We start from the raw sequence: 26,368 nt of genomic DNA, 5'->3' as shown, positions 1-26,368 counted from the left end.
AACTACCTATGCAAACTTCACAATCACAAATGTCTCGAAAAGAACTTTTTGGACATCCTGTTGGACTTTTTATATTGTTTTTCACGGAAATGTGGGAGCGTTTCTCCTACTATGGAATGCGCGGTATATTGGTGCTTTATGTTGCTACCTCTGCTACTGCCATTGATCCTGGATTAGGTTGGTCAAATAAAGATGCATTATGGCTTTATGGATGGTATACCATGCTGGTTTATGTAGCCTCAATCCCTGGTGGATGGGTAGCCGACAAGTTCTTAGGTCAGAAAAAAACAGTAATGCTTGGTGGATTATTGCTCTGTTTGGGTCACATTACTCTGGCCATTCCTCAAGACTGGGCCTTTTTTACTGGTTTAATTCTAATTATTTTAGGTGTTGGTGGTCTTAAGCCTAATATCTCTACCATGGTAGGTGGTCTATACCAAGAAGGAGATTTAAGAAGGGATAGCGGGTTCACCATTTTCTATATAGGGATTAATATAGGGGCCTTTTTATCAAGTATTTCAGTAGGTTTAGTTGCCTACTATTACGGTTGGCATTTTGGTTTTGGACTTGCAGGAATAGGGATGTTGATAGGTCAGGCCGTTTTTATATGGGGACAAAAATATTTAAAGGGAGTCGGAGAATTCAGTGGGGGAAAAAATGTTTCAGAAGAGGAACGCCTAGCGGCCAAACGTCCGCTTAATAAGGTTGAAAAGGATAGGGTACTCGTATTATTAATATCGTTCCTTATCGTAATTGTTTTCTGGGGTGCATTTGAGCAAGCTGGAGGTTTAATGAATTTGTACACGGATGCCAAAGTAGATAGGTATATTGGATTAAGTGGACTGCAAGAGATACCTGCTGCTGTTTTCCAATCTTTAAATGCAGGATATATCATCATTTTTGGAACTATAGTGGGAGGTTTTTGGATATGGTGGAAAAAAAGCGGAAAGGAATCATCCTCTCTCTTCAAAATGGCTATAGGTACTATTATCATGGGACTTGGTTATGTTTTTATGATGTTTGCCTCTAAGGAAGCCAGTGCGGAGGTTTTTGGTAAGGCCGCCATGATATGGATCTTTTTGGCCTATCTTTTTCATACTTTGGGAGAACTATGTACCTCGCCCGTATCACTCTCATTTATTACTAAATTAGCACCAGTTAAATACGCTTCTATAATGATGGGAGTATATTTTGCGGCTACCGGATTTGGTAATATGCTGGCAGGAACTATAGGGGAATCTTCCCAGTTGCATCCTTATCAAGGAGAGATGATTGTTAACAAGGAGGGTATTCTGCCATTTATTTCCAAGGACACTATGGAAATAAAAAGTTTAGATAAAAAGATTGTTAAGATATATGACTATCCTATTAACGAGGATAAAAATTTCAGTATTAAAAGTCAGGTATATTTGGATAATGACGCTGTGGTATTCCAGGAAATGAAATCAGGGGAAGCACTCAATAGCCTGTTTAGACTATCCGACTCGGCGAATGCTGATCTTTCCAAATTAAAAGAAACCTTAAGCGAAAACGGGGCTATTGCTAGTAATCCATATCACGCTAAACTAGTATTTGAAAAGGATAAGGATGCTGCACAAAATCTTGAAAACAAAGGTGACGGTAATAATTATAACGTTTCTTTTGTGCTAGAAGAGGAACAAAGCGAACAGGAATTTAGCACTTTTATGTGGCTAACTATTTTCACCGTTAGTTTTGGATTCCTTCTAATCTTATTTTTGAAAAAGCTGAAAAAACTTACCCACGGCGCGGAGGATCATGAGCATATAATAAAGGATAATGAGCCTTATGAACTTGGTGATCCCGATATCAATAAATCTAATTAAACCCTAGTTAAAGAAGTTTTTAACAAATACGCAGTTATGAATACCGATATTGAAAAATTATTCAAGGATAGTGTTATTGGTCATCCGGCCGGACTTTTTGTATTGTTTTTTACTGAGATGTGGGAGCGCTTTTCCTTTTATGGAATGCGAATCCTTTTGGTTTTATTTCTAACCGCACCTATAATTAGCGATAACCCGGGATGGGAATGGCCTAGAGAACATGCTTTATCCTTAATAGGTACCTACGCTTCACTACTTTATCTAACCCCAATAATCGGAGGATATATAGCTGATAAGTTTACAGGCTACAAGTGGGCAGTAATCATAGGTTGTTTTATTATGATGTTGGGACATGCTTCCATGGCAGTTGAAACCCCTTTTGCTTTATATCTTGGGCTGGCATTGTTGGTGATAGGGACAGGTTTTTTTAAGCCTAATATCACTTCTATGATTTCTGAAATGTACAAGGGCAAGGAGTCTAAGAAAGATGGAGCTTATACCATATTTTATATGGGGGTAAACGCGGGTGCCTTTTTTGGAATGATGCTATGTGGGTATTTGGCAGAAAATATTGGTTGGAGCTATGGTTTTGGACTTGCCGGTATCTTTATGTTCCTTGGAATGTTACAGTTCTGGTTAGCTAAAGATTTATTTGGTAAGATTGGAGAGAAGCCTAGTGTAGTAAAAGAGGCTAAATTACAGCAAGATTTGCTAGATGCAGCCGAAATAGGGGGTGAAAAGCGGCAGGAGGAAGAAAAGCCCAATCCGTTCACTACATTGGATATGGTGCTAATGGTACTATCTTCCCTAGGAGGATTATTGTATTTGTTTAATGATCCTATGTCCAAAGTAGGAGACATTAATTTGCTGAATTTTAGTATTGGAACAATGGATGGATCCACTGTTACCGTTCTTTTGGCATTGGCTATGTTCCTGTTCCTTATTATTAGTAGAATTTTTAGGTACTCTAGGATTGTGCGCGATAGAATTATTGCTGTATCAATTTTCGGAATTTTCACCGTATTTTTCTTTGCGGCTTTTGAACAGTCTTTAGGCTCAATGACTATTTTTGCAAGGGATTATACTGCAAGGGAATTAGCAGGGAATTCAGCCTTAGTATTTAAGATCATAGACCTGATTCTTACTGTTGGTCCGCTCGCCGTTATTACTTGGGTGTTATATCTATTGTTTAAGAAGACCTATTCCAAAATACTTTATTCCAATATTGTTCTGGCTCTAGCATTTATCTTTCTATGGAGTATCGTAATTTGGAAAATTGACAGGGAGTTTAGTCAAGATACCACTGAGGTTGGTGCATCATGGTTTGGGATTTTAAATTCTTTTTTTATAATTAGTTTGGCGCCGTTTTTCTCTAAATGGTGGGAAAGTAAATATAATCCCAGTGCTGCGATGAAATATGGTTTGGGATTAATTTTATTGGGATTAGGATTTGGAATTTTAGCTTTTGGTACTGTTGGGATACCTTCAGGAGCACAAACCGCTTCGGTAAGTATGATCTTCTTAATTTTTGCTTACTTATTTCACACCATGGGAGAGCTATGCTTGTCCCCAGTTGGATTGTCATACTTAAGTAAGTTAGTGCCAGGAAGAATGATTGGTTTTATGTTTGGAATCTGGTATTTGGCTATTGCCATTGGACAAAAAGCTGCAGGAACTATGGGAGGAATGATCGATAAAATATCGGAAGAATACTCATTGGGTACGTTCTTTTTGATCTTTGCGTTGGTACCTGCTGCTGTGGGTTTGATTTCTATTATTTTGAATCCCATACTAAAGAAATTGATGCATGGAGTAAGATAGCAATTACTGAATTTTAAATTTATAGGCTCCCTTTTCACCAGTATAGTGAAAAGGGAGTTTTCTTTTTAAACAGGTAGCTTTCCAGCGTACTATATAACTGTGGTAATTGCTGCCATCTGCAAGGATTATTTGTGGCTGAACCGAGTCTAATAAGCGCTCTAAATTTATTTTTGGGGATTGGGTCAATAATATGGTACCCACATTATAGTTGCTGGGGAGGGAAGCAAAGGAACTGTCTAGCACCAATACCCGTTCTGTTCCTATTTTAAAACTGTTTTTTAAGGGTTGATGCGCTACTTTTGTAGTGAGTTTAGCAACGGCGTAGTCCGTGGCCATTCTTTCTGAATGGGCCCAATTGTTGGTATACACCATTACTTTTTCACCTTTCTGATGCAATAAGGTGGTGTTCCTGCCTGTATGTCCTACTACTATGTGCTCTTCTTTATTACCGTGGTATCTAACTCCCAGCACCCATAATTGAAAGCAGATTATGGTGATAAAGAAGATAGTTGTTCTTTTAAACGATGCCTTTTGCAACATCGATATCAGTGAAATGATAATGCTATAGCCCAAGAGCAGTTGAACAGCATCAAAGGAGATATTTCTGAAAATAAAACCTTCCTGTTGTGCTACCCAAGCAATTACAGTATTCATCCATCGGATAGTGGTGTCGTAAATAACAACTAAAAAAGTAGGCAGAGCATTGCTCAATGCCAAAGTAATAACAAGAATTCCCATGCCTAGGATAATTGCCAAAAAGGGAAGGATTAAAAGGCTAGACACAAAGAATAGCCCTGGAAACTGATGAAAGTAATATAGACTTAGTGGCAGCACACCCAATTGGGCGGCAATACTGACCGAAAGGAGTTCCCAACCCCTTTTTAAAATCCAGTTTTTGGGTGACCAGAAATTTTGGAGTAGTGGATAAATCCATAATATTGAAAATACGGCGATATAACTTAGTTGAAATCCTACTTGAAACAATAATAAAGGATCAAAAAGAAGAAGGATAAATAAAAGTGATAGTGCAAGAATGTTATAATGGCTAGTAGGCCTATTTAAGTAAAGGGCATAAGCAACAAAGCTGAACATGGTAACAGCTCTTAAAATAGAGGCAGACATACCTGCTAAAAATGCAAAACCCCATAATAAAATTACTATGGTTGCCAGCTTTATAATTCTTCCTTTAGGAAGGAATTTTAAAGGAGATAGTATAAAGTGTAATAATCCCAATATTATACCTACATGCAATCCAGAGAGGGCCAAAATATGAAAGGCCCCAGCATCTTTATAATCTGTATTGATTGCTTTGGTAAGCTCATTACGTTCACCTAAAAGCAAGGCTTGGATAATAGCTAATTCATTTTCTCCAAAGGCTTCTTGCCTTAATTTATTGGTAATTTGGTCCCGTATGCTTGCCGCGATCCCAAATATGGTAGCATCACTGCTTTTACTTAAAACAAATTGATCATTGGATAACCGTAATTGATGGTTTATTCCCAAACCTTCCAGGTATTTTCTATAATCAAATTGATGTGGATTTAAAGGCGGCGAAATATCTTGGAGGGAAGTATAGGTTATAATTTCATCATCTACTTTAAAACTGTTGTGTTGCGGATCCTTGCTTATGTCTAATAATATTTTGCCAGTCACCTTAAGGCTATCCATGTAATGGACTTTGGCGATATAACGTTCCGAAAAATTATTGGCTTTTAAGACTTCATGGATTTTTATCGTATAGATCCTAGTTTGGTCTATATTAAGATGAGAATAATGTGTAGAGGTATTTTTGACGTCTTTTAAGCTGATACTTAAAACACCAATACTAATAGTTAATAAGGCACAGAGCGCTCCGAAAAGTAATCTATGTTTCTTAACAATGAAATGCTCCAGTCCTAATAGAAGTAGAAGTAGCAAGCAGAAAATGGCTGCACTGATAAGCGATGGGCTAATGTAACTGCCCAATATAATCCCGAGGATCAGACAAAGGCTGAGTTTTATGGCTGTAAATTGCAGCAGCCGCATTAAAGGATCCTGGTTGCCTTAATAAAGGCAGAATTCCAATATCCTTCCCGTAACGAGGAAACTATAACACCCCTAGAGGTTGTAGAATGAATAAATTTGATGTCATTTCCGTCTACCGAGACCACTAGGCCTACATGGTTTATTGTCTTCCTTCTATTGGAGGTGCCAAAAAAAAGTAGGTCGCCTTCTGAGACTTGTCTTAAATCAATACTTTCTCCTTCTTTTGCTATTTGGTATGAGGCTCTTGGAAGATCTATATCGTGCTCCCCAAAGGAGACATATAGCAGACCAGAGCAATCCATTCCTTTAGTGGTAGTCCCTCCAAATTTATATCGAGTACCTGAGAAGGTAAGCGCTGTGTTGATGATTTGTTTGGATTTACTTGTAGTGGTTACAGTTTTTGCTTCAACTAAGCTAGATTCTTCTTTTGATGGTGCTACAGAAACTTTAGTTGGGGCAACGCTTATTTTTCTTTCGGTTTGAGCAATGGATTTCTTCTTGGAGGCTCCGCAGCTAACAACTAAAAAAACTACTGCTATAGAAAGAAATTTTCTTATCATTAAATTAAAAGTTAGTGGACCTATCTGGTCAAATTTAAAAAAAATAATTTAACATCCATGGATTTTTAATGTGATGCTTTTTGGGCATTCTCCACAATTAGGGCTGCAGCCTTTGCGCTTGCGCCTTTACCACCAAGTTTTTTCTCTAATGTTGTATAGGCTTTAAGTTGATTTTCTCTATAAGGTCCTTCTAGTATCTTGGAAAGTTCCTTTTTAAGATTGGCTATGTTTAAATCACTTTGGATAAGTTCTTTTACCACCTCTTTATCCATAATTAGGTTTACCAACGAAATAAATTTTAAGGTTATGATCCGTTTTGCAATTTGATAGGAAATCCAATTGGCCTTATAGCATACCACTTGGGGAACCTTAAACAGTGCCGTCTCTAACGTCGCGGTCCCGCTAGTTACTAATGCCGCGTGCGATATGCTTAATAAGTCGTATGTTTTATTGAAGACTATACCTACTTGGGACGATTTTAAAAACGGCTGGTAAAAATCGTGTTCCAGACTTGGGGCACCTGCAATTACAAATTGATAATTGGGGAATGACTCCGTTATGGAAAGCATTAAGGTCAGCATTTTTTGCACCTCTTGTTTCCTGCTACCGGGCAATAGGGCAATAATAGGCTTTTCACTATCTAATTGATTCTGCTCCCTAAATTTATTTTCAGCAGTTCTAGGGAGTTCACCAATGGCATCTATAAGAGGGTGGCCTACAAAATTGACCGGAAAATTATGCTTCTTCTCATAAAAATCCTTTTCAAACGGAAGGATAACGTGCATGGCATCTATATCGCGTTTTATTTTACTGATTCTCCCTTCCCTGGAGGCCCATATTTGAGGTGAAATATAATAATTGGTTTGGAATGCTTGCTCCTTGGCCCAAGAAGCAATTCGGAGGTTGAAACCTGAGTAATCTATAAATAAAATGATATCCGGGTTAAAATGGGTAATATCCTTTTTACAGAATGCAATATTTTTAAATATTTGATTGATGTTCGCTACAACTTCAAAAAAGCCCATAAAAGCCATTTCTTTATAGTGCTTTACTAAGGTGCCTCCGGCCATCTGCATTAAATCGCCCCCCCAACAACGAATATTGGCTTCGGAATCTTTGGTTTTAATAGCTTTAATCAGGTTGGACCCGTGCAGGTCCCCGGATGCCTCACCGGCAATGATATAATATTTCATTGGACTTATTTATTGGTGTTGCCGTAGTATTTGGTTTTGTTTTGCAGGACCATTTGAGATTCTAAAAAATCTTATAATATAAGATAAGAAAGGCGGTCATAACGGTGGCAATCATTACACCGCGGGCCCTATAATCTCTTTTTATTTTTAAAAAACCAAAAAATGCCACGAGGTTTAGGACGGCTCCTAGCGCTAATAAACTTCCCACATGCCCTTGTTCAATGGCAGCATTATAGGTTTCTGCAATTCCGAAGTCCGAAAAAATAACAATGTAAAGCAAGGTGCCAAAAGTATTGGCAATGATCCCTACAATAAATCCGATAAGAATCTCCTTTTTAATCATTTAGTTTCCAGTTGTTTAGTCGGTGTATAGCATGGTAGGCCGTTAAGTCGAATTGTGTGGGCACTACAGCGATAAAGCCTTTTGAAAGTGCGTGCTCATCCGTATCCTCACCATTGTCCAATAATTCGAACTCCCCTGTAAGCCAGTAATATTCCTTGCCATTGGGGCTAATCCGCTTATCAAACTTTTCCTTCCAATTCGCTCTAGCTTGTCTGCATATTTTAATGCCTTTAGGTGAAGCAGTCTTGGTTTTAGGGATATTTACATTTAGTACCACCCCCTTTGGAATTCCATGTTCTAGTGCTTGTCTAACAATTTGTTGAATTGCTTCTTTGGCAGGTTCAAAATTGGCATTCCAACTAAAATCACAAAGGGAAAAGCCAATAGCAGGAATGCCTTCGATCCCCGCTTCTATTGCGGCACTCATAGTCCCAGAATAAATTACATTGATTGAGGAGTTAGAGCCATGGTTAATTCCGCTGACACACAGATCAGGTTTTCTATCCAAGAGTTCTCTTAGGCCCAATTTTACACAATCTGCCGGAGTTCCGCTACAACTGTATTCGGCTATTGCCCCATCTTCTCTATTTATAGTCTCTTCTTCTATATATAATGTGCTATCTATGGTAATCGCATGCCCCATTCCGGACTGTGGACTATTTGGTGCAACTACAATTACATCGCCTATCTCTTTCATAAAACGTATTAACGCCCGTAAACCTGGAGCGGTAATTCCGTCATCATTGGTCACTAAAATCAAAGGTTTTGCCATAGTGTATAATTAAAGGTACAAAAATACGTTTTTAAAATGTTATTGATTAATCCCACTTTATATGCAGTTGATAATAGGCATCTGAAATAAGAGGTCTTTAAGTATATTAACAAAAGATTAATGGCAGCAATGCGTAAAGTGGCACGATTTTTTCCTTATTTTATGCAAAATGGTATTTAATTAAGGTTTTGAATAGCAAAACTTGGTTGGCAATGGCCGTTTGATTAATTTTATTAGATTATAACCAAACCTGCCATGTGTAATCATTACCCATGTTATGGGGCAAAATAAAAAATGAATAAATGAAAAAGAATTTAGCCTATGCATTATTAATAATGCTGATTGCGGTTACCTCATGTAGTTTTACAAGTAAAATCAATAAATCTTTCGAAACTGATGATAAGGATAAGCTGTTGTTGGATCTTATTACCTACGTTTTGGAACGGGGCCATTATCAGCCAAAGGATATCAATGATGATTTTTCCGTACAGGTCTTCAACGGCTTTTTTGAAGTTCTTGATCCCTCAAAACGCTATTTTTTAGAAAGTGATATTCAAGAATTTGAGAAATACAAGTTTCAGATAGATGACCAAATAAAGAATAAAGATATTTCCTTTTTTGATATGGTTCATGAGCGATTGATAAAGCGGATGGAAGAGGCTAAGGTAATTTACAAGGAAGTACTTAGTGAGCCGTTTGATTATTCAATAAAAGAAAGCATAGATGTTAATTATAAAGAGTTGGGGTATTCAGCTTCTCGGAAAGAATTAAAAGAGCGTTGGAGAAAACAATTGAAGTATGCGACTTTAGGTAACTATAATTCCAAGCTTACGTCTAATGATGTGGCTGAAAAAGCAGATGCTTCGGAAGAAGACAAGGAAGTGATGCCTTTTGAAGAGGATATTGATGTGGTTGCCCTAGAGGAGGAGACGGGAAGTACAGAACCTTTAACACCTGTGGAAGCCGAGAAGAAATCTAGGGAAGATACAATGAATACCTTGAATGACTATTTCGATTTTATTGATGAGTTAGAGCGCAAGGATTGGTATGTACAATATTTGAATACGATAGTAGAGGTATTTGATCCTCACACCTTTTATTTTGCTCCGGATGATAAGGAGAAATTTGATACAAGTATGTCCGGTAAGTTTGAAGGTATAGGTGCTAGACTACAGAAGAAAAGAGATCAGACCAAAATAATGGAAGTTATTTCTGGTGGACCCGTTTGGAGAGATCAGCGGTTAGAGGTAGGAGATGAAATCCTTAAGGTGGGACAGAATGGAGAAACCCCAGTAGACATTGTGGGGATGCGTTTAGATGATGCTATTAAATTTATTAAAGGCCCCAAAGGTACTGTAGTAGATCTTACCGTTAAAAAAGTAGATGGTTCTGTTGTTGTTATTTCCATTACCCGTGATGTTGTAGAATTAGAAGAATCCTATGCTAAGTCCGCTAAAATATTAAAGGACGATCATAAGTTTGGATTAATTAATTTGCCGAAATTTTATGTGGACTTTGAAGATTACAGCGAAAGAAATGCCGCTACCGATGTTGCTAAAGAGGTAGAACGTTTAAAAGAAGCGGGTGCCGAAGGGCTAATCTTGGATCTACGTGATAACGGAGGGGGATCCTTAAAAACAGTCATTGAAATGGCTGGACTTTTCATTGAGAAAGGGCCTATTGTCCAAGTTAGATCTACAGGTAAAAAACCCGAGGTGTACGATGATAAGGACGAACGCATCCAATGGGATGGTCCCTTGGTTATTTTAGTCAATGAATTATCTGCCTCTGCCTCAGAAATTTTAGCTGCTGCTATGCAAGATTACAAAAGAGCTATAGTTATTGGTAGTAAACAAACTTTTGGTAAGGGTACCGTACAAAATGTAATCCCATTGGAGAATATAGTACGCAGTAACGAACATGGTGATTTAGGTGCTATAAAACTTACAACGCAAAAATTCTATAGAATTAATGGGGGGTCTACTCAATTGGAAGGGGTAAAGAGCGATGTAGTGGTGCCAGATAGGTACAGCTATATAGATATTGGAGAAAAGGATCAGGAAAACCCGTTGGGCTGGGATAAAATTCCTCCAGCTTCCTATACGCCTTGGGACGGTTTTATAGATTATGAAGCTACTGTTGCCAATAGTATGAAAAGAATGGCCCAGAGCGAACAATTAAAATTAATAGAAGAAAATGCCAGGTGGATAAAAAAGGGGCAGGATGAGACGACAGTTTCCTTGAACCATGAGGATTTTAAAAAGGAGCTAGAGGAAAATAGAGATAGAGCTAAATATTTTAAAAAGATCTCGGAATACGATTCCAAGCTTACTTTTGAGTCTTTAAAATATGAACAGGAACTATTTGCACAAGATACCGTTTTAAAAGAAAAACGTATCCGTTGGCACAAAGATTTGACTAAGGATATTTACGTTGAAGAAGCGGTAAATGTTTTAGAGGATTTAAAAAAGAGTTCTGTAAATAAAGCTAGGTTGGCCAGCGTAAAAGGATAACTTCAACAACACATTTATTTAAAAGCGCCCTTTATCAATTTTTGATAAAGGGCGCTTTGTTTATTGCCATTAAGAACTGCAGGAAAGCATGGAGCAACCAATTTTGTTGCGTGCCCAATCCGGTCGTTTTGCAAACCATTTTTCTGCTTCATTCTGTTCTCCATAGGGATCCAAAAGTAATTGGTATAATTCCTCCACCAGTGAATAATCCCCTTTTTCCGCTGCCTCTATAGCCAATTGTGCCATATAATTCCGAAGGACGTATTTGGGGTTTACCTTATTCATTCTTTTTCTTCTTTCCAAATTCGTTAGATCTTCCCGTAGTAGTCGTGCAACATAAGCTACAAACCAATTATTCCATGTTTCCCTTACACTGTCGGTAAGCTCTTCTGGCAAATAAAAAGCATCCATAACTGTGGATAAGAAATTAGCATTATCTGGTGTTTGCTTATCAATATTACTTAGATTCCTAAAGAAAATGGTCATATCTGTTTCCGTCAAATGTAAATTCTCTTCTAAGGTTCTTATGAGAACAATATCTCCCGTATCCTCAGCATAGAGACCAATCTTAGATTTCATCATCTTTAGATATTGTTGTTCATAGGCGTCGCGATATCCGTCAAGGATAGCTTCAAGAGGGGCAACCTCACCAATTAATGGCATTAGAGAACTCGCTAATCTATAGAGGTTCCATAATCCAATATGTATCTGGTTACCATATCTATAACGTTTATCCCTGTTATCCGTGGTGTTTGGAGTCCAGCCCTCATCATAACCCTCTAACCAACCGTAAGGTCCGTAATCAATGGTTAAACCTAAAATGGACATGTTATCTGTGTTCATCACTCCGTGCACAAAGCCCACACGTTGCCAATGGATCAACATTTCCAAAGTGCGATCCGTAACTTCCTGAAAAAACTGGATATACCGTTCCTTACTTCCACTTGTAATATGGGGGAAGAAATGTTTGATGGTGTAATCTGTTAATTTCTTAAGGGTTGCGTTATCATCCCTGGCCATTAAAATTTCAAAATTTCCAAAACGTATAAATGAAGGTGCTACTCGGCATACCACAGCCCCGTTTTCATATTCTGGATGGCCGGTATAAAGGATATCTCGTAGTACTTTATCTCCCGTTTCACATAAGGAAAGTGCTCTAGTAGTGGGGACATTCAAATGAAACATAGCTTCGGAACATAAATATTCTCTAATGGAAGAGCGTAATACAGCCAAACCATCGGCATTTCTAGAATAGGGGGTTTCGCCAGCTCCCTTTAGCTGTAGCGCCCAATGTTTATTCTGGTGTTCCATTTCGAATAAATTGATTGCTCTACCATCACCTAACTGACCTGCCCAATTCCCAAATTGATGTCCACCATAACACATTGCATAAGGGGTAGTATTGGGAACCAGTTCATTGCCAGAAAAAACTTGTAAAAATGGTTCTGATTGTAAATCTTCTTCGGTAATACCTAGTTCCTTAGCTAATACTCGGGAAGCATGAACTAATACGGGATACGCTGTTTTTTTTGGGCTTACATAGGAAAAGCAAGCATGGACCGGTCTCCTAAAATTTTCTAAAATGGGATCAGCAGGTAGTTCCTTAGTGAAGGTATCTTTAATATTAAATTTCATTGTTTTGTTTTCATGTGCCCCTCTAAAAGTGGCGGTCTATTCAATTATAGTATTCCATTTATCACTTCTTCTTGCTACGGCTCTTATATAGGAGCATACTGCCTTGGCATTATATCCCTCTTTGGTCAATTGCTCAAAAGTTTTTTCTACAAGGATCTTTCCATATCCTTGACCTCTTAAGTGATAGGGTATTTCAGAGTAGGTTAAATACATTTTATTGTCCTTTAACTGATAATCAACTCTGGCTATATCACCATTAATATCCATGGTGAACCTATTTTTTTCTTTTTCGTGTCTTACTGTCATAATGATTTTTTTATAGTATCCTTTAATTAACATTTAGATGAAATCTGAAAAAACCACTCTGTCTTCTTCATTTATTAAGATAAACCAAGGAGTGCCCATGGTGCGATAATTGATCATTATTTTTGAGATATTATTAGTGCTAGCATCACCAGCATCGTGGCCAAATGGGATTTTTAATCCATATTCTTTTTGCGTTGCTACCAATGTATCATAGGTATTTTCTTTATGTCCTTCAAAAACAGTCTGAATGGCCAAAAATAGGATATCGTTCCTGTGCTGATTTTCATTGATCATTTTTAAAGAGAAGGAAAACCTCTTGTTTGGCATCCTTTGCACCAGTACTGGTAACAATATATTACCTTAAATTTATCTTTATAATCTGACAATAATATGGGATCTGTTGCACATCCATTAGCATCTATCCATTGCGTAACTTCCAGTTCCGTTGCGGTAAAAAGACCAGGTTTTTCCCATGGTTTTTGCTCCATAGCTATTCTCCTTTCCTATTATGGAATAATTTCCCCATTTTATTCAATAAGTTATGCAGTTCAAGGTCATTAATGTTTTTCTCTTCCTGACTGTCCCATTTCCCGATGAAAGCAAGTTAATTATACTGTGGAGAAGTAGCGAATAACAAATAGATAAAACACTAGCTTCTCTAGGTGTTTTCTTTTTTCAATTTATTGGCATGTAGCTGGCGCAATTTTGCCAATTTGGGAGAAATCACGGCCCTACAATACCCCTGTGCTTTATTATTTCTATAATAATCCTGATGGTCTTCCTCGGCCTCATAAAAGATAGAAAGTGGGCTTGTTTCCGTCACTATTGGTTGTGGATAGTAAGCGGATATTTTTTGCTTTACTGCCTTAGCAATCTCCTTTTGTTTATCGTTGTGGTAATAGATTGCCGATCTGTATTGTGTTCCCACATCTGCCCCTTGGCGGTTAAGCGTAGTGGGATCATGGGTTGTCATAAAAATAGTCAGGATATCTTCATACGAGATTATCTCTGGATCAAAGGTTACCTGTACTACTTCGGCATGTCCTGTTAAACCAGAGCAAACCTCCCTATAGGTAGGTTTTCCCGGGGCATTGCCACCAGTGTAACCCGAGATCACTTTATCTACTCCCTCTACTTCTTGAAATACTGCTTCAACACACCAAAAGCATCCTCCTCCAAATGTGGCTAATTCCATATCCTTACTATTCATTGGTTACTCCTTCCTTAATTAATTTCATGGATTCTGAATTAATGCAATATCTTAAGCCACTTGGCTCTGGGCCATCTGGAAACACATGGCCTAGATGGGCATCACAGGTATTGCACATTGCTTCAACTCTTACCATTCCATAGGATGTATCTTTGTGGTATTTAACTGCATTTTCTTTTATAGGTTGCGTGAAACTGGGCCATCCTGTGCCGGAGTTAAACTTAATTGTTGAATCAAACAAAGGTGTTCCACAACAGATGCACCCGTATTCGCCCTCATCGTAAGAGGTGCAATGTGCTCCGCTATGTGGCGCCTCCGTGCCTTTGTTTCTTGTAATCCTATATTGTTCCGGAGTAAGTAGGTTTTTCCATTCTTCCTCACTTTTTTCCACTCTTTTATCTGGGGTAGGATTTCCTTTTGCACTAAAACTTATAATATCTTTCCATGTTAACATAGTATATCGTCTTTCTTTAGATTTTTAAGTATAATACCCCGCTATATGATCCGGAGTTAGCTTTTCACAGATACTGGCTACTCATTTATATCCGTCTACTAATAGTCGTATAAACACCATAAGGCTTACATTTTGTGCTAGTGCCTATTCTAGTGTTTTCATTTATATTTGACATATGAATAAAAATAGGAAAAATAAGATTATTTATACTGCTTTAATGGTCCTTTGTATAGTGGTATTTTGGTGGTTTGATAATTATTACACGCCAACTACCGTTTCTTCACCTTCTTACGCAGGGACGCAGACCTTGGTCCCAAAGGATTATTGGCCCAGTTCTACCACCGGTGCTTTAGTGCAACATAATCATTATATGTTCTCCTACAGCGAAGAACATGAACAGGCAGAGTGGGTAGCTTATCTTATAGATAAATCCCATTTAACATATGATGACAGAAAAAGACCTTATTTCATTCAGGATCCTAAAGTGAAAACAACATCTGCAGATTGGAGGAATTATAAGGGATCTGGGTATGAACGGGGACATTTATGTCCGGCAGGGGATAGAAGGTTTTCAGAGGAAGCTTATAACGAGACTTTTTATACCAGTAATATTAGTCCTCAAATAGGCGATTTTAATGGGGGAATTTGGAATAGATTAGAGCAGCAAATAAGAAGCTGGGCAAAAAGGGAGGGGCCATTGGTAATTATTACAGCAGGTGTTTTATCAGAGGATCTGCCCACAATAGGGAAAGAGGATGTGGCCGTCCCAAAATATTTTTATAAAATTGTGGCAAAGGGAGAGGGGAAGGACCTAAAAATAATAGCTTTCTTAATTCCCCATAAGAAGTTGGATGCAAATTTAAAAGATTTTGTAGTTACCGTAGATCAAATAGAGAAGTTAACGAGTATCGATTTTTTTCAGGGTTTGCCATATGAGATACAAGAGAAATTGGAATCTGAAGTAAACACAAAAGGCTGGAGGTTCTAACCTAATTCGTTCATCCTATTAGCGTCCAATTTAAGGAAGATAAAAAGCAATGCGCTGAAAAATACCAGTCCAGATCCGCCATAACTAAAAAAGGGAAGTGGGATTCCTATTGTGGGTAAAATTCCTATCACCATTCCTACGTTAATAAAATAATGGATAAAAAGAATGCAGATCACGCCATAACCATACATTCGGCTAAAGGGGTTCTTTTGGCGTTCCGCTAAAAAGGCCAACCGAAGTAGTAGTAGGGTGAAAATTATAACCACGCTTGCAGTCCCTAAAAATCCCCATTCCTCCCCAACAGTACTAAAGATATAATCTGTGTGTTGTTCGGGTACAAAGTTTCCTTTGGTTCGTGTTCCTTGCATAAAGCCTTTACCCGAAAAACCTCCAGATTCAATGGCTTTTTCAGACTGGTGGGTGTTATATCCAATGGTTTTCTGAATTTCAGCCATTTTTTTCGGATCTTTTTCCAGCCGTAACCACAAGCTAAATCTATCTCGGTGGTGTTGTTGTAAAACGGAATCATAAACAAAATCAACAGAAAGGGAGAAAACTATTATCGCAATATAACTTAATGATATGGGTAATATAGAAATCCTAAATGAGGGCTTCTTAAGAAGTATAAATAGTCCTAAGGCGAGTCCTAATCCTATGGCCAGCCAAATAGTGCCAAACATTAGGGTAGTGATGAAAATAACAATTACCGTTACTCCTAGGCCTAAGTAATACAGAGGCAGACCCTCTCTAAAAATTACAAAAATTAAGAAAAAGAAGGTTAGGGCACTTCCGGGGTCGGGTTGTAAAAGGATTAGGATGGAAGGAACTATGATGATGCCCAAAGCATAGAGTTGATCTTTGAAGCGTTTAATATCGGTCTGTATATCATTCAAATATTTAGCCAATGCCAATGCAGTGGTCATCTTTGCAAGTTCTGCAGGCTGTAGGTTAAAGAAGCCTAAATCGTACCAAGCGGTTGCTCCGTTAATAGTTCTTCCACAGGGGTATAACCCTAAAAGAAGTACCAATGAAATTAAGTAAAATAGGGTGGCAAAACGTTCATAAAAGTTTGCTTCCAAACCTAGTATGATCACTATTGTTAATATACTTGCACCAACAAAGAACAATTGTTTGCCGTAAAGTGCTGCAAAATTAAAGATGGAGGGATTGTTCTCGTCAAATGCAGTAGAATAGATATTGATCCAGCCCATGAAGACTAGACAGATGTAAAAGAATACACAGATCCAATCCAGACGTTTAAGGGTACTTTTACCAGGCACGTTCGTTTATTTTAAAAGGTTGCCCACTATAGGGTTTGGCATATTCGTGTTCCAATGTTTTCTCTAGCATTCTTTTCTCCAAATCTGTTCTGGTAATCTCACCTTTTAGGTATTTTTCGATCATTAGTGTGGCAATATGTCCAGCATATCTACTTCCAAAATAACCATTCTCTACATATACCGCTATGGCAATTTTAGGATTGTTCACGGGAGCAAACGCTACAAAAACGGAATTGTCCGTTAACTGGGTTCGTACTCCATTAATTCTGGTGAAGTTTTCTACTGTGCCGGTTTTTCCTGCTATGTCTAAGTCTTTTACTTGTAACCACCTAGCGGTTCCCATTTTATATACCTCTGCCATAGCTTGTACTACTGGTTCAAAATGGCGCTTGTCTATGGTAGTATGTTTTGCTTCAGTGAATTTTGGAATAGAAATTTCTTCATCACCAATTTTTTTAATCACGTGAGGGGTAAAATAATGACCTCTATTTGCTATTGCTGCGGTCATATTTGCTAATTGGATTGGAGTAGTTTCTACCTCTCCCTGTCCAATGGAATTTGATATAATATAAGTAGATGCCCATCTATTGGCGCCATATACCCTATCGTAATATTCTCGACTTGGAATTCTACCTGGTCTTCCGATAGGTAGGTCATATCCTAGAAAAGTGCCAAGGCCAAAACTTTTCATGTGTTTTTCCCAAGCATCCTGAGCTTCACCAGTGGTGTTGAACTTGTCATAAAATCTCCGGAAAACACCAGCAGAAAACGCGTTACACGATCGGTAAAGACCGGAATGTAAATTTCGGAGACCGCCTCCACAATGGCAACCTCGTTTTCTTCTACCAACAAAGAATCCGTTAAAACATTGAATAGTTGTTTCTGTATCAATGGCTCCTTCTTGTAGTCCCACAAGTGCATTTAAAGTTTTAAAAGGGGAGCCTGGAGATTGTGAAGCTAGCAAGGAGCGATCAAAGGTGGGTTTAGTAATGCTGTCGTAATGTAATTTACTATAGTTTTTAGATCTTTCTCGGCCAACTAAAATTGAGGGGTCATAACTAGGGCCGGAAATTAAGGCTAGTATTTCACCTGTACTAGGTTCTAAAGCCACTATGCCCCCATGTTTACCTACCATTAATTTCTCTCCATACTCTTGCAGAATCTTATCTATGGTAACCGTAATTTCTTGTCCTTGTACTGGAAGCGTATCCAAAGCTCCATCTTTATAGGGACCAATGTCTCTATTAAAACGGTCTTTCTGTATGTATTTAACCCCTTTTTGTCCCCGTAAGACTTCTTCGTATTCCTTTTCTATACCGGTGGTGCCCTTTAATTCTCCAGCGGCATAGGATGGGTTTTTAGCAACATCCCATGGATTTACCTCACTTATGTAACCTAGGACATTTGCGCCGCTTTCGGTATCGTAGTAGCGCAACGATCGTTTTTGAATGTAAAAACCATCAAATCGTCTCATTTTCTCTTGTAGTCGACCATAGTCTTCCTTGGAGAGTTGAGGTACCAATACCGATGGGAGTCTTGGGGAATATACTCGAGCCTTGCTCAGTTGCTCAAGAAAGTGTTCTTTTTCAATTCCCAGAAGGCCACAAAATTCTAGGGTATCCAGTGATTTAACCTCGCCCGGAATCACCATAACATCATAGGCGGGTTGGTTGGCTACCAATAACTCACCGTTTCTGTCATAGATATATCCTCTTTCCGGGTAGTCATAGACCGCTTTAATGGCCGGATCTTCCAATATCTGGTTAGGGGAGAAACTAAATATTTGCAGATAGGATAATCTGGCTATAAAAGTTAATCCCGCCAATAAGATTATTGAGGATAACAGTATTTTTCTCATTGTTTTTTAACGCTAAAAAGTGTCTTCAAAAGTAGGCTCAGCAATATGGTAGCCATACTAGTGAAAAGTACTTTTTTCAAAATTAGCAGAGTATTTCCAAAACTGAAAATTTCTAGGGTAAAGAATACCAAATGATGTATAATAATTAGCAATACAAGAAATACTATTTGTTGTGCTTGGGTAGCATTGGCTATCCGGAAATTTTGGAATTCTAGGTTGGCGCCAAAACAGAAACGCATTATTGTTGGTCTTAGATAAGCTATGGTTACTGTTGCTGCCGCATGTATAGCCATAGTGTCTGAAAACCAATCTACCATTAGCCCTAATAGAAAACTTAATAATATAAAGAAAAACCGTTGATCATTGATGGGATACCAGTAGAGAAATAGAATATAGACCATGGGGTTTATATATCCGAAAAAATTCAGATTATTGAATACCAATACCTGCACTAAAATTAATAGTATAAATCTAATAACAATAATAAATGTGCTATTGCTAGTCATTACGGATCTTGGATTCTAATTCAATAATCTCTTTACGCTGTGTATTTTTTATGATATACACATTCTTTACAGTGGTCATGTCATTAAATAGTCTAACATCTATGTGGTAAGAACTTTGTGCAGTGGTAATTTCAAAGTTCTCGATGACTCCAATAGGTATGTTTTCCGGAAAAATACTTGAACTTGCTCCAGTAACAATGGTGTCACCAATACTCAAGGGTACCAATCGTTCTATATCGTTCAATTGAGCGGTACGGTAATCTTCAGTATCCCAGGTTAAGGAGCCATAATGATTGGTGTTCTTTATTTTGGCATTAATCCTAGACTTTACGTTTAAGATGCTCTGTACTAAAGAGAAATTCTTGGAGGTATGTTCTACTATACCTAAAATTCCATCTGCGGTAATGACGCCCATATCTATCTCCAGCCCATCAGAACTACCTTTATCTAAGGTGATATAGTTTCTCGGGAGAGAATAACTATTTTTTATTACCTGACCGGATAGTACCTCATAATTAATTTTGGTAGAATCTAATAAAACTGCAGGGTCTTTTTTCTGATTGAATAGTTGATGGCGTAACCGCTTGTTTTCTTCTACCAGTTTTTTGTTCTCTATGCCTAAGCTAAAAAAGGTAGAAACGCTGTTTGTAGATTCGTAAAGATTACCGGTAAGCCAGTTTGCCGAATTAAAAAACTTGGAATGGTGATAGGACTGTGCCCTGATGGTAAATGTTAGCGCAATGATCATTAACAATACATAGAGCAAGAAGTTTTTATATTTTAATATAAAATTAATAATCTGCTGCATGTACTTGAATTAAATTATTGAACCTTCATTTTTAATAGGTCAATTTAAGGATTAAGGTCTGGTTGCTTCTACCAGTTCAATAGGATGATCCCGAAAATGCTTTATCTTAAATTTACTTAATTAAAATGCTTTTGTAGCGGTCTAAATTCTTTAAAGCAATTCCGGTGCCTCTTACTACAGCTCTTAATGGGTCCTCTGCAATATATACAGGTAAGTCAGTTTTTTGTGATAAACGTCTATCTAGGCCCCTTAGCATAGATCCGCCCCCTGCTAAATAAATTCCTGTGTTATAAATATCCGCTGCCAATTCTGGGGGTGTTTGTGATAAGGTTTCCATTACAGCATCTTCTACTCTTAAAATGGATTTGTCCAAAGCTTTGGCTATTTCCCTATAAGAAACAGATACTTGTTTTGGTTTCCCGGTGAGAAGGTCTCTACCCTGAACAGACATTTCATCTGGAGGTGATTGTAAGTCTTCCGTTGCAGATCCAATAGTAATCTTTATGTTTTCTGCAGTGCTCTCTCCAACATATAAGTTATGCTGCGTACGCATATAATAGATAATATCATTAGTAAATACGTCACCCGCAATTTTAACAGATTTATCACAAACAATTCCTCCAAGAGCAATTACGGCAATCTCGGTAGTTCCCCCACCTATATCCACAATCATATTTCCCTTGGGTTGCATAATATCCAATCCAATACCTATAGCTGCTGCCATAGGTTCGTGAATAAGATATACTTCCTTGCCATTTACACGCTCTGCAGATTCTTTTACCGCTCTCATTTCTACCTCCGTTATTCCGGAAGGGATACAGATTACCATCCGTAATGCGGGCGGAAACCACTTTTTCTTTAGTGCGGGTATGTTTTTTATAAACATACTGATCATCTTTTCAGAGGCATCAAAATCCGCTATTACTCCATCCTTTAACGGCCTAATGGTCTTAATATTTTCGTGGGTTTTCCCCTGCATCATACTGGCTTCTTTCCCAACCGCAATGATTTTGCCAGTAATTCTGTCCCTAGCAACAATAGAGGGACTGTCCACAGCAACCTTGTCATTGTGAATAATCAGGGTGTTAGCGGTTCCTAAATCTATCGCTATCTCCTCGGTTAAGAAATCAAAAAATCCCATTTTTTAGCTGTTTGTTTTCGGATTAAAAGTCAATTCTATCGTCAAAAGTAAGGAAATTAATGTTTAAAATGGCGGGTACCCGTCATTACCATAGAAATCCCATTTTCATTACAATAATCAATACTCAACTGGTCTTTTATTGACCCTCCCGGTTGTATAACGCTCGTAATACCACTTTTATGCGCAATTTCTACACAATCTGGAAAAGGAAAAAATGCATCACTGGCCATTACTGCTCCTTGTAAGTCGAAATTGAATGATTTAGCCTTGTGTATGGCTTGGTTTAATGCGTCTACTCTAGAAGTCTGTCCAGTTCCACTTGCACACAACTGCTTGTTTTTGGCCAAGACGATTGTATTGCTTTTAGTATGCTTACATAATTTAGATGCAAATATTAAATCCTCTAATTCTTGATCGGAAGCATTTTTCTCTGTAACATTGGTCAAGTCCTCTAAGGTGTCCGTCTTGTCATCTTTATCTTGTAAAAGTACACCATTTAAACAAGTTCTTACGGTAGTACTTGGTAATGCCACTTCTTTTTGTATTAATAAGATACGGTTCTTCTTCCCTTTTAAAATCTCCAATGCTTCTTCGGAATAGCTCGGTGCAATGACCACCTCACAGAAAAGCGTATGGATCTCTGTCGCAGTAGGTTTGTCAATTTCCTTGTTGCTTATTAAAACCCCACCAAAAGCAGAAACAGGGTCCCCGGCCAAGGCATCTAAATAAGCTTGTTTTATGGTAGGTCGAGAGGCAAGACCACAAGCGTTGTTGTGTTTTAAGATAGCAAAGGTAGGCTCGTCATGTTTAAACTCTTCAATTAAATTAACTGCTGCATCTACATCTAATAGGTTATTGTAGGAAAGTTCTTTGCCGTGTAATTTTTGGAACAGGGCATCAAAATCTCCAAAGAAAAATCCTTTTTGATGTGGGTTTTCACCATATCGCAGGATTTGCCCATTTGTTTCACTTAATTTTAATGAAGGCTCTTTTAAATCTTTATTGAAATAATTGAAGATCGCGGAATCGTAATGGGAAGAAACATTGAAAGATTTTGTAGCAAAACGCCTACGCTCTTCCAAGGTAGTGCTTCCGTTGCCATTCGTCATTATTTCCAGTACCTCCTCATAATCATCCATTGAGGAAACACAAAGCGTGTCCTTATAATTTTTGGCAGCCGCTCGTATTAATGAAATACCGCCTATATCTATCTTTTCAATAATGTCTTGTTCAGAAGCACCGCTAGCAACCGTTTTCTCAAAAGGATATAGATCCACAATTACAATATCTAACTGAGGGATCCCAAATTCCTTAAGCTGATCCTGATCCCCTTGGTTGTCTTGGCGATTAAGGATTCCCCCAAATACTTTTGGATGCAAGGTTTTAACCCTACCTCCTAAAATGGAAGGGTAACTTGTAATGTCCTCAACGGGAACTACATCAATACCTAATTCTTTGATAAATTTCTCTGTACCACCAGTAGAATAGATGGTGATTCCCAATGCATTAAGCTTTTCTACCAAGGGTGCAAGGCCATCTTTATGGAATACTGAAATAAGGGCCGATGTAGCTTTTTTAGAGGTGCTCATTTTTTTGTACTTGTTATTATGGATTATCAGGGTGCAAAAGTAGTTTTTTTGCGCTTAAAAACAGCAGAATTAACAACAATCACCTTAAAGTTTAATAAAATTTAGAAACTTCATGATTAATGTATTCTAAAAAGCGCTCGTCTTCCTCAGAAAAGGGGTCTAAGGTGTTAGAATCTATGTCTATCTGGCCCACGTTTTCTCCATTCACAAATAAGGGTACTACAATTTCGGATTTAACGGTTAGGCTACAGGCAATATAATTATCTTGGGCCTTAACATCGGGGACAACAAAGTTTTGGTTGGATACTGCTACCTGGCCGCATATACCCTTCCCAAAAGGTATGGTCGTATGATCCGTTGGGGCACCGGCATAAGGACCTAAGACAAGCTCTTCTTTGCTGCCGTTTCTGAAATAAAAACCAACCCAGTCATAATAGGGTACATTGTCTTTTAGTAAATCACAAATGGCCTGTAGTTTCTGATCGGTATTCTGTCCGGGTTCTTTTAATAGTTCTGATGCCTTTAATTTTAAGTGATCGAGCATAATAAAATTTTAGGCAAAATTAACTATAATTCTATTTGTTGCACGAGGTTTAACGTTATTGGGTTAATATTATAAATTACTTAGTATTCGTCTATATTCAATTCCAATTTTCAACTTCAAGGTAGTATTGAAGTTATTCTATATTTTGCATTTCTCTATGAGATGGAGATAAGGTATGTAAGATTTCATTATTTTTGTGCCAATGAAACAGGTCGTTCGTAAAATAACCTCCCTTTGGTTGGCACTGCTGATTTTGTTTGCAACCGTTTCCTGGACGGTGGAAAAACATTATTGTCTAGGGCACCTAGTGGATATTGCTTTTTTTCAAGAGGCGGAAAGCTGCGGTATGATAGCTGTTGGGAACAATGGGAATGCTATTTTTAAATTAGAAGAGCCTCCTTGTTGTAGTAGTGAGGTTATTTCTATTAAGGGCTTGGAAGATCTTTCGTATTCGGTTAAAGACTTAAAGTTGGTCTTTCCATTTATTTTTACAGCGGCTAAGGAGAATAGCGCTCTAATATTAGAGATAATCTACGAGCTTCCCATTCTTGGGATTAATAATTCGCCCCCTCATATAGGTAGGGATATATACCTTTTACATCAGGTTTTTCTACTTTGATTTTAATATTAGTAAAGATGCTGCCATCCAGCTCCCTTGAGTTGGATGTGGTGGGTTTTAGTGTGTTTTTATTTTACTAATATTAATACTAATTTAATGAAGAAATTTTTTGTGTTTGCTTTATTCTGCTTGCCATACCTGGTATGTAGTCAAAATGTTGAGGGAGTAATCTTAGAGTCCGATTCTGGGGGTAAAGATATAGGATTGCAAGGTGCAAATATATATTGGTTAAATTCCCAAACAGGGACTATTAGCGGGGAGGATGGGAGCTTTACAATTCCATTTATTCCAGAACATACACAATTGGTGGTAAGTTATGTTGGGTTTCATTCCGACACCCTAATTATAAATGAGCCACAGAAATTACGTCATCGGCTAAGGCCTTCTAATGAGTTGGAGGAGGTTGTTGTGCAGAAGAAGCGGGATGCTTTGCAGAAATCCTATTTTAGTCCCCAGAATGTAGTGACTATCAATAGCGCGGAATTACTTAAGGCGGCGTGTTGTAACCTTTCCGAAAGTTTTGAAACCAATCCGTCCATAGATGTTAATTTTTCCGATGCCCTTACTGGAACAAAACAGATTCAGATGTTGGGGTTAACCAGTCCTTATCTATTAATTACCCAAGAGAATATTCCTATGGTGCGTGGTGCGTCCCAGGTATATGGATTAAGTTTTACGCCTGGGACCTGGGTAGAAAGCATCCAGATTACCAAAGGGGGAGGGAGTGTTGTAAACGGGTACGAGAGTATTTCCGGACAGATAAATGCAGAGTTGGTAAAGCCTTTTACGGATAAGCGTCTTTTTGTGAATGGCTATGCCAACATGAACGGTAGGCTGGAGTTAAATACCCATGTTAATCACGCGCTAAGTGATAAATGGAGTACGGGGCTTTATTTGCATGGTAATTATAGAAACGCCGAAGAGGATGGAAATAAAGATGGATTCTTAGATGCTCCATTGGGTAATCAGATCAATATTTTAAATAGATGGCAATACCAAAATGTAGAAAAGGGGTGGGTGAGTTTTATCAATGTCCGTTTTTTAAATGATGAAAAACAGACGGGGCAGACGAATTTTGACCCTAGAATGGATAAATTTACCAACAACTCGTGGGGTAGTGAGATTGATACTAGACGGTTTGATTCTTCGTTGAAATTAGGATATGTTTTTCCTGAACTCCCATTTCAGAGCCTTGGATTTCAATCTGCTTATAGTTTGCATAAGCAGGACTCCTATTTTGGACTTAGTCGCTATAATATAGATCATGAAAGTAGTTATACCAACCTGCAGTTTAGTTCTATTATTGGTGATACCAGAAGTAAGTTTAAGACCGGTGTCACCTTTGCATATGACGGTTATACCGAAATGGTAAACGCTATGGATTTTTCCAGGGTGGATAAGTCTATCGGTGCGTTTTTTGAATATAGTTATGATGATTTAAAAAAATTGAGCCTAACCGCGGGCGTGAGGGCAGATAGTCATAACAACCTAGGGAGCTTTATTACGCCACGACTCCATGTTCGCTATCTTCCTTGGGAGCGGGGGAGTATAAAGGCTTCGGTTGGTCGTGGTAGAAAAGCGGCTAATATTTTTGCAGAAAACCAACAAATGTTTGGGTCGGCAAGGGAAATAAAAATTAGCGGACAAGACGGTAATATCTATGGTTTGGATGCTGAGGATGCTTGGAATTATGGGGTCGGAATACTACAGGGTTTTACGCTCTTTCAAAGATCTGGAAATATTGCGCTGGATTATTATATTACGGATTTTAATAATCAGGTAGTGGTAGACTGGGAAGATCCTCAGGCCATATCTTTTTATAATCTTGAAGGCAAAAGCGCCGCCCGAAGTTTTCAGATAGAAGTGAATCATGAGTTGTTGGAGAATGTAGAGGTGAGAACCGCGTATAAATTTTATGATGTGGAGACGGATTATGTCTCTGGGGCTCTACAAAAACCATTGCAGGCCCAGCATAGATTCTTTGCTAATGTAGGCTACGTTACGAATGCGAAGGAGAATGGGTCCCAATGGAGAGCAGACTATACGTTGCACACTTTGGGGAAGCAGCGGCTGCCGAGTACGGCTAGTAATCCCGCGGCGTATCAATTGGGAGAATATTCCCCTTCCTTTAGTTTGATGAACGCTCAGATTACCAAGGTGTTTTCCGATAATTTTGAAATATATATTGGAGGTGAAAACTTAACGGATTATGTTCAGGATTTGCCCGTAATAGGTGCGGAAAATCCCTTCGGTACAAATTTTGATACTACAATTATTTATGGTCCAACCATGGGGAGGATGTTTTATACAGGATTTAGATATAAATTATAACTTTAAAGGTTACTAATCGTTCAAATAT

24 protein-coding genes are annotated in these 26,368 nt (G+C 38.2%); 6 read left to right on the top strand and 18 right to left on the bottom strand.

Going from position 1 to position 26,368, the window contains the following annotated elements; all coding sequences use genetic code 11:
• The first annotated feature begins 8 nt into the window (after positions 1-8).
• Together G466_RS0107700 and G466_RS0107695 are read left to right on the top strand one after the other, a co-directional pair.
• Positions 9-1,844 (top strand): peptide MFS transporter, encoded by a 1,836-nt coding sequence (locus G466_RS0107700; protein WP_026813146.1) that lies wholly within the window; start codon positions 9-11, stop codon positions 1,842-1,844.
• A 36-nt stretch (positions 1,845-1,880) separates the two neighbouring features.
• Complete coding sequence (locus tag G466_RS0107695; protein ID WP_026813145.1) at positions 1,881-3,665, top strand: peptide MFS transporter; 1,785 nt, start codon at positions 1,881-1,883, stop codon at positions 3,663-3,665.
• A gap of 3 nt (positions 3,666-3,668) precedes the next feature.
• Here the strand turns inward: G466_RS0107695 and G466_RS0107690 are convergent, their stop codons facing one another.
• From G466_RS0107690 to surE, 5 genes are all read right to left on the bottom strand, one after another.
• Positions 3,669-5,630 (bottom strand): ComEC/Rec2 family competence protein, encoded by a 1,962-nt coding sequence (locus G466_RS0107690; RefSeq protein WP_240488299.1) that lies wholly within the window; start codon positions 5,628-5,630, stop codon positions 3,669-3,671.
• Positions 5,631-5,689: 59 nt separating this feature from the next.
• Positions 5,690-6,250: a C40 family peptidase gene (locus tag G466_RS0107685; protein WP_026813143.1), complete on the bottom strand. Its 561-nt coding sequence runs from the start codon at positions 6,248-6,250 to the stop codon at positions 5,690-5,692.
• Between the two features lie 65 nt (positions 6,251-6,315).
• The gene (gene lpxB, locus G466_RS0107680; protein ID WP_026813142.1) at positions 6,316-7,443 is read right to left on the bottom strand and encodes a lipid-A-disaccharide synthase; all 1,128 of its coding nucleotides are present in this window, start codon (positions 7,441-7,443) and stop codon (positions 6,316-6,318) included.
• 61 nt (positions 7,444-7,504) lie between these two features.
• Positions 7,505-7,786 carry a hypothetical protein gene (locus tag G466_RS0107675; protein WP_026813141.1) on the bottom strand — a complete coding sequence of 94 codons (282 nt, stop codon included), beginning with the start codon at positions 7,784-7,786 and terminating at the stop codon, positions 7,505-7,507.
• Positions 7,779-8,558 carry a 5'/3'-nucleotidase SurE gene (gene surE, locus G466_RS0107670; protein ID WP_026813140.1) on the bottom strand — a complete coding sequence of 260 codons (780 nt, stop codon included), beginning with the start codon at positions 8,556-8,558 and terminating at the stop codon, positions 7,779-7,781. Before surE ends, G466_RS0107675 begins: the two co-directional genes overlap by 8 nt.
• A gap of 302 nt (positions 8,559-8,860) precedes the next feature.
• Between surE and G466_RS0107665 the strand changes: the two genes are divergently transcribed.
• On the top strand, positions 8,861-11,071 hold the full coding sequence (locus tag G466_RS0107665) for a carboxy terminal-processing peptidase (protein ID WP_026813139.1): 2,211 nt from the start codon (positions 8,861-8,863) through the stop codon (positions 11,069-11,071).
• 69 nt (positions 11,072-11,140) lie between these two features.
• Here the strand turns inward: G466_RS0107665 and G466_RS0107660 are convergent, their stop codons facing one another.
• The 6 genes from G466_RS0107660 to msrB all read right to left on the bottom strand — a co-directional run bounded on the left by G466_RS0107660 (position 11,141) and on the right by msrB (position 14,676).
• A complete protein-coding gene (locus G466_RS0107660; RefSeq protein ID WP_026813138.1) occupies positions 11,141-12,706 on the bottom strand; it encodes a protein adenylyltransferase SelO in 1,566 nt (521 codons plus the stop codon).
• Between the two features lie 36 nt (positions 12,707-12,742).
• On the bottom strand, positions 12,743-13,012 hold the full coding sequence (locus tag G466_RS0107655; protein ID WP_026813137.1) for a GNAT family N-acetyltransferase: 270 nt from the start codon (positions 13,010-13,012) through the stop codon (positions 12,743-12,745).
• Between the two features lie 33 nt (positions 13,013-13,045).
• Positions 13,046-13,306: a hypothetical protein gene (locus G466_RS24440; protein ID WP_229797183.1), complete on the bottom strand. Its 261-nt coding sequence runs from the start codon at positions 13,304-13,306 to the stop codon at positions 13,046-13,048.
• Between the two features lie 2 nt (positions 13,307-13,308).
• On the bottom strand, positions 13,309-13,500 hold the full coding sequence (locus G466_RS24435) for a hypothetical protein (protein ID WP_229797184.1): 192 nt from the start codon (positions 13,498-13,500) through the stop codon (positions 13,309-13,311).
• 170 nt (positions 13,501-13,670) lie between these two features.
• Positions 13,671-14,207 carry a peptide-methionine (S)-S-oxide reductase MsrA gene (gene msrA, locus G466_RS0107645; protein WP_373296590.1) on the bottom strand — a complete coding sequence of 179 codons (537 nt, stop codon included), beginning with the start codon at positions 14,205-14,207 and terminating at the stop codon, positions 13,671-13,673.
• A 7-nt stretch (positions 14,208-14,214) separates the two neighbouring features.
• Complete coding sequence (msrB, locus tag G466_RS0107640; protein WP_026813135.1) at positions 14,215-14,676, bottom strand: peptide-methionine (R)-S-oxide reductase MsrB; 462 nt, start codon at positions 14,674-14,676, stop codon at positions 14,215-14,217.
• A 175-nt stretch (positions 14,677-14,851) separates the two neighbouring features.
• Between msrB and G466_RS0107635 the strand changes: the two genes are divergently transcribed.
• A complete protein-coding gene (locus G466_RS0107635; protein WP_026813134.1) occupies positions 14,852-15,664 on the top strand; it encodes a DNA/RNA non-specific endonuclease in 813 nt (270 codons plus the stop codon).
• On the opposite strand, the gene rodA is transcribed toward G466_RS0107635, so the two are convergent.
• The 7 genes from rodA to G466_RS0107595 all read right to left on the bottom strand — a co-directional run bounded on the left by rodA (position 15,661) and on the right by G466_RS0107595 (position 23,390).
• Complete coding sequence (rodA, locus tag G466_RS0107630) at positions 15,661-16,944, bottom strand: rod shape-determining protein RodA (protein WP_026813133.1); 1,284 nt, start codon at positions 16,942-16,944, stop codon at positions 15,661-15,663. The two genes, G466_RS0107635 and rodA, sit on opposite strands and share 4 nt — an antisense overlap.
• A complete protein-coding gene (locus G466_RS0107625) occupies positions 16,934-18,802 on the bottom strand; it encodes a peptidoglycan D,D-transpeptidase FtsI family protein (RefSeq protein ID WP_026813132.1) in 1,869 nt (622 codons plus the stop codon). The genes rodA and G466_RS0107625 overlap by 11 nt, the downstream gene beginning before the upstream one ends.
• Positions 18,799-19,308, bottom strand: a complete 510-nt coding sequence (locus tag G466_RS0107620) for a hypothetical protein (RefSeq protein WP_026813131.1) — start codon at positions 19,306-19,308, stop codon at positions 18,799-18,801. Before G466_RS0107620 ends, G466_RS0107625 begins: the two co-directional genes overlap by 4 nt.
• Complete coding sequence (gene mreC, locus G466_RS0107615) at positions 19,301-20,116, bottom strand: rod shape-determining protein MreC (RefSeq protein WP_026813130.1); 816 nt, start codon at positions 20,114-20,116, stop codon at positions 19,301-19,303. The genes G466_RS0107620 and mreC overlap by 8 nt, the downstream gene beginning before the upstream one ends.
• Positions 20,117-20,228: 112 nt before the next feature.
• Positions 20,229-21,257: a rod shape-determining protein gene (locus tag G466_RS0107610; RefSeq protein ID WP_026813129.1), complete on the bottom strand. Its 1,029-nt coding sequence runs from the start codon at positions 21,255-21,257 to the stop codon at positions 20,229-20,231.
• 56 nt (positions 21,258-21,313) lie between these two features.
• Positions 21,314-22,846, bottom strand: coding sequence for a bifunctional phosphoribosylaminoimidazolecarboxamide formyltransferase/IMP cyclohydrolase (purH, locus tag G466_RS0107605; RefSeq protein WP_026813128.1), 1,533 nt, complete (start codon positions 22,844-22,846; stop codon positions 21,314-21,316).
• Between the two features lie 91 nt (positions 22,847-22,937).
• Complete coding sequence (locus G466_RS0107595) at positions 22,938-23,390, bottom strand: GAF domain-containing protein (RefSeq protein ID WP_034234967.1); 453 nt, start codon at positions 23,388-23,390, stop codon at positions 22,938-22,940.
• 202 nt (positions 23,391-23,592) lie between these two features.
• Here G466_RS0107595 and G466_RS23075 point away from each other — a divergent pair, with 202 nt between their 5' ends.
• Both G466_RS23075 and G466_RS0107585 read left to right on the top strand, forming a co-directional pair.
• Positions 23,593-24,009: an HYC_CC_PP family protein gene (locus G466_RS23075; RefSeq protein ID WP_051315562.1), complete on the top strand. Its 417-nt coding sequence runs from the start codon at positions 23,593-23,595 to the stop codon at positions 24,007-24,009.
• A 96-nt stretch (positions 24,010-24,105) separates the two neighbouring features.
• Positions 24,106-26,340, top strand: a complete 2,235-nt coding sequence (locus tag G466_RS0107585) for a TonB-dependent receptor (protein ID WP_026813126.1) — start codon at positions 24,106-24,108, stop codon at positions 26,338-26,340.
• The last annotated feature ends 28 nt before the right edge of the window (positions 26,341-26,368 follow it).

This window comes from Arenibacter certesii DSM 19833 (assembly GCF_000429545.1).
Classification (GTDB): domain Bacteria; phylum Bacteroidota; class Bacteroidia; order Flavobacteriales; family Flavobacteriaceae; genus Arenibacter; species Arenibacter certesii.
The sequence above is the reverse complement of the archived record's forward strand: the minus strand, read 5'-3'. Positions and strand labels throughout refer to the sequence as shown.

What these genes read in the sequence shown, in the direction of transcription:
- G466_RS23075 (WP_051315562.1), top strand. Translation starts at nt 23,593, where the DNA reads ATGAAACAGGTCGTTCGTAAAATAACCTCCCTTTGGTTGGCACTGCTG.
- G466_RS0107625 (WP_026813132.1), bottom strand. Translation starts at nt 18,802, where the DNA reads ATGAGAAAAATACTGTTATCCTCAATAATCTTATTGGCGGGATTAACT.
- G466_RS0107595 (WP_034234967.1), bottom strand. Translation starts at nt 23,390, where the DNA reads ATGCTCGATCACTTAAAATTAAAGGCATCAGAACTATTAAAAGAACCC.
- G466_RS0107635 (WP_026813134.1), top strand. Translation starts at nt 14,852, where the DNA reads ATGAATAAAAATAGGAAAAATAAGATTATTTATACTGCTTTAATGGTC.
- surE (WP_026813140.1), bottom strand. Translation starts at nt 8,558, where the DNA reads ATGGCAAAACCTTTGATTTTAGTGACCAATGATGACGGAATTACCGCT.
- G466_RS0107655 (WP_026813137.1), bottom strand. Translation starts at nt 13,012, where the DNA reads ATGACAGTAAGACACGAAAAAGAAAAAAATAGGTTCACCATGGATATT.
- G466_RS0107610 (WP_026813129.1), bottom strand. Translation starts at nt 21,257, where the DNA reads ATGGGATTTTTTGATTTCTTAACCGAGGAGATAGCGATAGATTTAGGA.
- G466_RS0107665 (WP_026813139.1), top strand. Translation starts at nt 8,861, where the DNA reads ATGAAAAAGAATTTAGCCTATGCATTATTAATAATGCTGATTGCGGTT.
- G466_RS0107620 (WP_026813131.1), bottom strand. Translation starts at nt 19,308, where the DNA reads ATGACTAGCAATAGCACATTTATTATTGTTATTAGATTTATACTATTA.
- G466_RS0107695 (WP_026813145.1), top strand. Translation starts at nt 1,881, where the DNA reads ATGAATACCGATATTGAAAAATTATTCAAGGATAGTGTTATTGGTCAT.
- G466_RS0107675 (WP_026813141.1), bottom strand. Translation starts at nt 7,786, where the DNA reads ATGATTAAAAAGGAGATTCTTATCGGATTTATTGTAGGGATCATTGCC.
- G466_RS0107585 (WP_026813126.1), top strand. Translation starts at nt 24,106, where the DNA reads ATGAAGAAATTTTTTGTGTTTGCTTTATTCTGCTTGCCATACCTGGTA.
- mreC (WP_026813130.1), bottom strand. Translation starts at nt 20,116, where the DNA reads ATGCAGCAGATTATTAATTTTATATTAAAATATAAAAACTTCTTGCTC.
- G466_RS24440 (WP_229797183.1), bottom strand. Translation starts at nt 13,306, where the DNA reads ATGATCAATGAAAATCAGCACAGGAACGATATCCTATTTTTGGCCATT.
- msrA (WP_373296590.1), bottom strand. Translation starts at nt 14,207, where the DNA reads ATGGAATTAGCCACATTTGGAGGAGGATGCTTTTGGTGTGTTGAAGCA.
- lpxB (WP_026813142.1), bottom strand. Translation starts at nt 7,443, where the DNA reads ATGAAATATTATATCATTGCCGGTGAGGCATCCGGGGACCTGCACGGG.
- purH (WP_026813128.1), bottom strand. Translation starts at nt 22,846, where the DNA reads ATGAGCACCTCTAAAAAAGCTACATCGGCCCTTATTTCAGTATTCCAT.
- msrB (WP_026813135.1), bottom strand. Translation starts at nt 14,676, where the DNA reads ATGTTAACATGGAAAGATATTATAAGTTTTAGTGCAAAAGGAAATCCT.
- G466_RS0107700 (WP_026813146.1), top strand. Translation starts at nt 9, where the DNA reads ATGCAAACTTCACAATCACAAATGTCTCGAAAAGAACTTTTTGGACAT.
- G466_RS0107685 (WP_026813143.1), bottom strand. Translation starts at nt 6,250, where the DNA reads ATGATAAGAAAATTTCTTTCTATAGCAGTAGTTTTTTTAGTTGTTAGC.
- G466_RS0107660 (WP_026813138.1), bottom strand. Translation starts at nt 12,706, where the DNA reads ATGAAATTTAATATTAAAGATACCTTCACTAAGGAACTACCTGCTGAT.
- G466_RS24435 (WP_229797184.1), bottom strand. Translation starts at nt 13,500, where the DNA reads ATGGAGCAAAAACCATGGGAAAAACCTGGTCTTTTTACCGCAACGGAA.